The 5,274-nt window shown below is 53.4% G+C and carries 6 protein-coding genes; all 6 read left to right on the plus strand.

Translation table 11 applies throughout. The features are described 5' to 3' along the window. The coding region (locus ACTHUE_RS10540) for a hypothetical protein (RefSeq protein WP_440423429.1) at positions 1–323 on the plus strand (323 nt) is incomplete at its 5' end. Continuing rightward, entirely contained in the window at positions 320–1,633 is a 1,314-nt protein-coding gene (gene argA, locus ACTHUE_RS10545) for an amino-acid N-acetyltransferase (protein ID WP_150540694.1), read from the plus strand. The genes ACTHUE_RS10540 and argA, both read left to right, overlap by 4 nt. Positions 1,634–1,677: 44 nt before the next feature. Then, on the plus strand, positions 1,678–2,457 hold the full coding sequence (locus ACTHUE_RS10550; protein ID WP_003684015.1) for an exodeoxyribonuclease III: 780 nt from the start codon (positions 1,678–1,680) through the stop codon (positions 2,455–2,457). Next, positions 2,444–2,788, plus strand: coding sequence for a hypothetical protein (locus ACTHUE_RS10555; RefSeq protein ID WP_049330844.1), 345 nt, complete (start codon positions 2,444–2,446; stop codon positions 2,786–2,788). The genes ACTHUE_RS10550 and ACTHUE_RS10555 overlap by 14 nt, the downstream gene beginning before the upstream one ends. Before the next feature lie 10 nt (positions 2,789–2,798). Continuing rightward, positions 2,799–3,332, plus strand: a complete 534-nt coding sequence (locus ACTHUE_RS10560) for an alpha/beta hydrolase (RefSeq protein WP_440361267.1) — start codon at positions 2,799–2,801, stop codon at positions 3,330–3,332. Between the two features lie 159 nt (positions 3,333–3,491). Further along, on the plus strand, positions 3,492–5,274 hold a 1,783-nt coding region (locus ACTHUE_RS10565; RefSeq protein WP_440423431.1), incomplete at its 3' end, for a TonB-dependent receptor.

A 5,274-nucleotide genomic window follows, 5' to 3' on the forward strand; every position in this document is an offset into this window, starting at 1 on the left:
GTTTCGTGGTCTGCACGCGTTGTTCGGGGATGTTTAAGGCCAAGGATTATCTGTCGGGCAACCTGCCGGCCGATCCGGCTCATCTGCCTGTGGCGGTAACGGATGTGCGCCTCGTGCATAACATCGGCGCGCAAATCCTCAAGCATTCCAAACTCTCGCGCAAAGAAATTTCCAATTTGCTCAACAGCGCGATCAAGGAAGAGCCTAAGGCGGAAGAGCAGGCGGCGGTCAAAACGCGCAAGGACGGTTTCAACTGGACGTTGGCATCGCTGATTGCGCTGACGGTTTTGATTATGCAACTCTTTTATCTTGCCCTGCTATGAGTGCCATCGCCCATTTTGTTGCCAGCTTTCGCGAGGCCGCGCCCTATATACAATATTTGCGCGGCAAAACCATGGTGGTCGGCGTGACCGACAGCTTGTTGGAAGGCGAAACCCTGATTCGTTTGGCCGCAGATTTGAACCTGTTGGCCAGCTTGGGCTTGCGTTTGGTCTTGGTACATGGTTCGCGGCATTTGCTCGACAAATTGGCTTCGGGTCGGGATTTTGTTCCGAAATACAGCGGCAGCCGACGAATTACCGATGAAGCAACTTTGATGGAAGTGAAGCAGGTGGCGGGGATTATCCGCAGCGATGTCGAAGCCGCCTTGTTCAGCAGCGTATCCGCACCGCAACGGAGCAAGCCGCCGGTTATCGCGTGCGGCAACTTTATTACCGCCCGTCCGTTGGGCGTTATCGACGGTGTGGACATGGGCTATACCGGTACCGTCCGCAAAATCGACGCAGAAGAAATCCGTTTGCGCTTAGATGGCGGCGCCGTGGTGCTGATCAGCCCTTTGGGGCATTCGTACAGCGGCAAAACCTTCAATCTGAGTATGTGTGAAACCGCTCAGGAAGTGGCAATGGCTTTGCAGGCGGAGAAGCTGGTTTTCTTGACCGAAGAAGCCGGTATCCGTCGTGCCGACGGCTCTTTGGCCAATACTTTGTCTGTCGGTGAAGTGCAGGAGCTGATACACGATAATCCCGATGCGCCGGCCGATTTGTTGCATGCAGCGGTAGGTGCGTTGGAAAACGGCGTATCGCGGGTGCAGATTCTCAACGGCCGTGAAGACGGCAGCCTGTTGCGCGAGCTGTTTACCCGCGAGGGCAGCGGTACATCTATTGCCCGTGAGCCGTTTGTTTCCATCCGTCAGGCACGCAGCGACGACATTCCGCACATCATCGCCTTAATCCGTCCGTTGGCGGAACAAGGCATCTTGTTACACCGCAGCCGCGAGTATTTGGAAAACCATATTTCTAGTTTTTCCGTATTGGAACACGATCAAAACATTTACGGCTGCGTGGCGTTGAAAACCTTTTCCGAACCGGACTGCGGCGAATTGGCCTGCCTGGTGGTGTCGCCCGAAGCGCGTGATGGCGGCTACGGCGAATTGCTGTTGGAACATCTGTTTCAAAAAGCACGCGCCTTAAATATTAAAACGCTCTTCGCCTTATCCACGCATACGGGCGAATGGTTTGTCGAACGAGGCTTTCAGACGGCCTTAGCCGATGACCTGCCTGCCGAACGCCGGCAGGAATACAATGCCAACGGCCGCAATTCCAAAGTATTTGTTTATGACTTGCAGGCCGTCTGAAAACTCCAATCCTATTATCCGTTTTTAAAAATTACTCAAATCTTATGTTGAAAATCATCTCTGCCAACGTCAACGGCATCCGCTCCGCCTATAAAAAAGGTTTTTATGAATACATCGCCGCATCGGGCGCGGACATTGTCTGCGTGCAGGAACTGAAAGCTCAAGAAGCCGACCTGTCAGACGATATGAAGAATCCGCACGGTATGCACGGCTACTGGCATTGCGCCGAAAAGCGCGGTTACAGCGGCGTGGCGGTGTACAGTAAACGCAAACCCGACAATGTGCAAATCGGCATGGGCATTGAAGAATTCGACAGGGAAGGCCGTTTTGTCCGTTGCGATTTCGGCAAGTTGTCGGTAATTTCGCTGTATCTGCCCAGCGGCAGCAGCGCGGAAGAGCGCCAACAAGTGAAATACCGCTTTTTGGACGCGTTCTATCCCATGCTCGAAGCCATGAAAAACGAAGGGCGCGATATCGTCGTCTGCGGCGACTGGAACATTGCCCACCAAAACATCGACTTGAAAAACTGGAAGGGCAATCAGAAAAATTCGGGCTTCTTGCCAGAAGAGCGCGAATGGATAGGCAAAGTCATCCACAAACTCGGTTGGACGGATATGTGGCGCACACTTTATCCCGATGTGCCGGGCTATACCTGGTGGAGTAACCGCGGACAAGCGTATGCGAAAGATGTCGGGTGGCGTATCGATTATCAGATGGTGACGCCGGAGTTGGCCGCCAAGGCCGTTTCCGCACACGTTTATAAAGATGAAAAATTCTCAGATCACGCCCCGTTAGTTGTGGAGTATGACTATGTTGCCGAATAAGGTTTTTGGTAAATATGATTGGAATATAAACGGCAAGACTGGCGTAGGTGCGGCGTGGGTCGTGGCGGCATTTGTATTGCCCATGCTGGTGTGGGCGGTGTTTATGTTGGCACGGATGTCCGGTTGGGTTGCGCCGACCAAGGCCAATCCGACGTGGGCGTTGGTATGGCTGCTGTTTTCTCTGCCTTGCCTGCTGATTGCGGCCAAATGTTTTGCTTGGAAGGGTTGGCGGCTGATTGCCAACATCGTACTTTGTTTGGCGACTTGTGCCATCCTCAGCGTGCCAGCCGCATTGCTGATTGCATTTACACTCAACGACTTGCTCAAATAGGCCGTCTGAAATGCAGAGCTTCGAACTCGAAGAAATGGCACTGTTTCTGATACGCGATGCGGATGAAGCGGAAATGTGGATAGATCGCTGGGCGGTCAGCTATCCGATTGTTCAAACTGCCGAAGCCGATAGTCGGCAAACCATTTCCGAATGGCAACACGCTATTCAGACGGCCTTCGACCATATCGTCAGCAGAAATATTGCCGTCGTGGCTCATGGTGCCGGCGTGTCCGCATTTTTAGCATGGCTGTACCAAGCCGACATCCTGACGCAAAAACGCCTGACCAATATTATTTTGGTCTCGCCGCGTCCCGAAGCTTTTCCCAAGGACGAAATCCATACGTTCCAACGTGTCCGCTGTCCTTGCCGTACGGCGTTGGTCATCGCCGAAACAAACGGCACGCCACGCGATTGGGCGCAAGAACAGGCTGACCGCTGGCATGCACGCCTGCTTCAATCGCCGCATTCGGGCCAGTTAAACGGCGCACTCAGCGGCTGGCAATGGGGCATGAAGCTGATGCAGGAAATGCTGTTGAGTAAGTAGTTTAGAAGTGCCTATCAAGAAGAGAGGCCGTCTGAAACCGATATGTGTTTCAGACGGCCTTTGTTTACAAATATCATGTTAAATATAATTAAAAGAAACTATTCTCATTTCTTTTGTGAGACAATATAATTCGGTTGTTTCGTTAAATTGAGTATAAAAATGCAAATACCATTTCATTTGGCTTTATTACCCACGCTGATTATCGCTTCTTTCCCTGTTACTGCCGCCGATACGCAGGACAATGGTGAACATTACACCGCTACTTTGCCCACTGTTTCTGTGGTCGGGCAGTCTGACACCAGCGTACTCAAGGGCTACATCAACTACGACGAAGCCGCCGTTACCCGCAACGGACAGCTCATCAAAGAAACGCCGCAAACCGTCGATACGCTCAATATCCAGAAAAACAAAAATTACGGTACGAACGATTTGAGTTCCATCCTCGAAGGCAATGCCGGCATTGACGCTGCCTACGATATGCGCGGCGAAAGCATTTTCCTGCGCGGCTTCCAAGCCGATGCATCCGATATTTACCGCGACGGCGTGCGCGAAAGCGGACAAGTGCGTCGCAGTACCGCCAACATCGAGCGCGTGGAAATCCTGAAAGGCCCGTCTTCCGTCCTTTACGGCCGCACCAACGGCGGTGGCGTTATCAACATGGTCAGCAAATACGCCAACTTCAAACAAAGCCGCAACATCGGTGCAGTTTACGGCTCGTGGGCAAACCGCAGCCTGAATATGGACATCAACGAAGTGCTGAACAAAAACGTCGCCATCCGCCTCACCGGCGAAGTCGGGCGCGCCAATTCGTTCCGCAGCGGCATAGACAGCAAAAATGTCATGGTTTCGCCCAGCATTACCGTCAAACTCGACAACGGCTTGAAATGGACGGGACAATATACCTACGACAATGTGGAGCGCACGCCCGACCGCAGCCCGACCAAGTCCGTGTACGACCGCTTCGGACTGCCTTACCGCATGGGCTTTGCCCACCCGAACGATTTTGTGAAAGACAAGCTGCAAGTTTGGCGTTCCGACCTTGAATACGCCTTCAATGACAAATGGCGCGCCCAATGGCAGCTTGCCCACCGCACGGCGGCGCAGGATTTCGACCATTTTCATGCAGGCAGCGAAAACGGCAGCCGAATCAAACGCAACTACGCCTGGCAGCAGACCGACAACAAAACCCTGTCGTCCAATTTCACGCTCAACGGCGACTACAACATCGGCCGTTTTGAAAACCACCTGACCGTAGGCATGGATTACAGCCGCGAACACCGCAACCCGACATTGGGTTACAGCCGCGCCTTTACTGCCTCCATCGACCCTTACGACCGCGCAAGCTGGCCGGCTTCGGGTAGATTGCAGCCCGTACTGACCGAAAACCGCCACAAAGCCGACTCCTACGGCATCTTTGTGCAAAACATCTTCTCCGCCACGCCCGATTTGAAATTCGTCCTCGGCGGCCGTTACGACAAGTACACCTTCAATTCAGAAAACAAACTCACCGGCAGCCGCCGCCAATACAGCGGTCACTCATTCAGCCCCAACATCGGCGCAGTGTGGAACGCAACGCCTGCCCACACGCTCTACGCCTCGTATAACAAAGGCTTCGCACCTTATGGCGGACGCGGCTATTTGAGCATCGATACGTCGTCTTCCGCCGTGTTCAACGCCGACCCCGAGTACACCCGCCAATACGAAACCGGCGTTAAAAGCAGTTGGCTAGACGACCGCCTCAGCACTACGTTGTCTGCCTACCAAATAGAACGCTTCAATATCCGCTACCGCCCCGACGCGCAAAATGATCCCTACACTTGGGCAGTCGGCGGTAAACACCGTTCGCGTGGCGTGGAATTGTCCGCCATCGGGCAAATCATTCCCAAAAAACTCTATCTGCGCGGTTCGTTGGGCGTGATGCAGGCGAAAGTCGTTGAAGACA

The sequence above is a fragment of the Neisseria sp. P0021.S005 genome (genome assembly GCF_051956955.1).